We start from the raw sequence: 603 nt of genomic DNA on the forward strand, positions 1-603 counted from the left end.
CGTTCTTTGACGTAAGGGGTAACAAAAACGAAGCGTAGCGCGCTTGCCATTGTTCGCAGTGGGCTAACAAGTGTAGTTACGAAAGCGAAGTAAGCAAGAGCACACGGGGGATGCCTAGGGTCTCAGAGGCGACGAAGGACGCGATAAGCTGCGATAAGCTGGGGGGAGGGGCACATACCCGCTGATCCTCGGATTTCCGAATGGGGCAACCCCTTGGTTGGAAGAACCAAGAGCCGACCAGCTTGACTGGCGGTGGCAAACGCCGGGAACTGAAACATCTAAGTACCGGCAGGAAAAGAAAATAACCATGATTCCCCAAGTAGTGGCGAGCGAACGGGGAGGAGCCCAAACCGGGTTGGTTACGGCCAATCCGGGGTTGTAGGACCACGATATCTGATTACATCGAGTTAGCTGAAGTGCTTGGGAAAGCACGCCAGAGACGGTGAGAGCCCGGTAAGCGACAATTCTGATGTACGGTAGTGGAATCCTGAGTAGGGCGGGGCCGGAGAAACCCCGTCTGAATCCAGCGGCACCATCCGCTAAGGCTACATACTCCTGAGACACCGATAGTGAACTAGTACCGTGAGGGAAAGGTGAAAAGAA

Annotated in this window: 1 rRNA gene; it reads left to right on the top strand. The window is 54.6% G+C overall.

Annotated features, from left to right (window positions below):
* Positions 1-83 precede the first annotated feature (83 nt).
* Positions 84-603, top strand: a 23S ribosomal RNA gene (locus tag WX88_RS26840); the annotation flags it as partial.

It is taken from the genome of Hymenobacter terrenus, assembly GCF_000972495.1.
GTDB lineage: Bacteria > Bacteroidota > Bacteroidia > Cytophagales > Hymenobacteraceae > Hymenobacter > Hymenobacter terrenus.